A 1,357-nucleotide genomic window follows, 5' to 3' on the forward strand; every position below is an offset into this window, starting at 1 on the left:
GGTGCGCTGCGGACGGTCGTAGCCGCCACGCTCGTCCCGGTCCCGCCCGTACGACGGACGGTCCTCACGCGGACGGAACCCACCCTGCGGGCGGTCGCCACGGTCGTCACGACGGAAGCCGCCACCCTGCGGACGGTCACCGTACGACGGGCGGTCGCCACGGTCGCTGCGGTAGCCGCCGCCCTGGGGACGGTCACCGCGGTCGTCACGGCGGAAGCCACCCTGCGGACGGTCGCCACGGTCATCGCGACGGAACCCACCCTGCGGACGGTCGCCACGGTCGTCACGGCGCTCGAACCCACCGGTGCGCTGCGGACGGTCGTAGCCGCCACGCTCGTCCCGGTCCCGCCCGTACGACGGACGGTCCTCACGCGGACGGAACCCACCCTGCGGGCGGTCCCCACGGTCGTCACGACGGAAGCCACCCTGCGGACGGTCGCCGTACGACGGACGGTCGCCACGGTCGCTACGGAAGCCACCACCCTGAGGACGGTCACCGCGGTCGTCACGACGGAAGCCGCCCTGCGGACGGTCATCCCGACGGAAGCCGCCACGGTCGCCCTGCGGACGCTCGTCACGACCGCGGTAGCCGCCGCCCTGGGGGCGGTCGCCACGGTCGTCACGACGGAAGCCGCCGCCCTGCGGACGGTCACCGTACGACGGACGGTCGCCACGGTCACTGCGGTAGCCGCCACCCTGGGGACGGTCACCGCGGTCGTCACGACGGAAACCACCGCCCTGCGGACGGTCGCCACGGTCGTCGCGGCGGAAGCCGCCGCCCTGGGGGCGGTCGCCGTACGACGGGCGGTCGCCACGGTCGCTGCGGTAACCACCGCGGTCGGCGCCACGGTCGCCACGGTCGTCACGACCGCGGTAGCCGCCGCCTTCGCCACGGTCGTCACGACGCGGGCCGCGGTCGTTCGACCAGCCCCCGCGCGACCTGGGCTCGTAGCCCCGGCCGCCGTCGTTACGGCGCTCGGGCCGGTCCTGGGGCGGGTTCGACATGCTGGTGACTCCTGTCTGCACACTGCTGGCTCTAGAGGCGCCACTGCCGATCCATCGACACCAGCGCGCGATCCGGACGGCCCCCGAACCCCACCAGGGCCCGGTCCGTCCGTTACATCCGTCTTGTCCATTGTCCGGCACACGAGCGAGCACCGCGTCCGGGTGCCCGACCGCCGTCTGCCGGCCGTCTGTGTTCGGCTGAAAAAGCCCAACAAAAAAGGCCGAGGCCCCAGCTCATCGCTGGGGCCTCGGCCTTTTGAAGAATTGTTCGGCGGCGTCCTACTCTCCCACAGGGTCCCCCCTGCAGTACCATCGGCGCTGTGAGGCTTAGCTTCCGGGTTCGGAATGTAAC

The 1,357-nt window shown here is 72.5% G+C and carries 1 protein-coding gene and 1 rRNA gene; both read right to left on the reverse strand.

Annotated elements, in window-relative coordinates; genetic code table 11:
- Positions 1-902 (reverse strand): hypothetical protein (locus tag ACFYST_RS35155; RefSeq protein ID WP_387868394.1); only part of this gene is annotated, 902 nt, incomplete at its 3' end.
- Positions 903-1,271: 369 nt separating this feature from the next.
- Positions 1,272-1,357 (reverse strand): 5S ribosomal RNA (rrf, locus tag ACFYST_RS35160); the annotation flags it as partial.

The sequence above is a fragment of the Kitasatospora sp. NPDC004614 genome, assembly GCF_042873675.1.
Taxonomy (GTDB): domain Bacteria; phylum Actinomycetota; class Actinomycetes; order Streptomycetales; family Streptomycetaceae; genus Kitasatospora.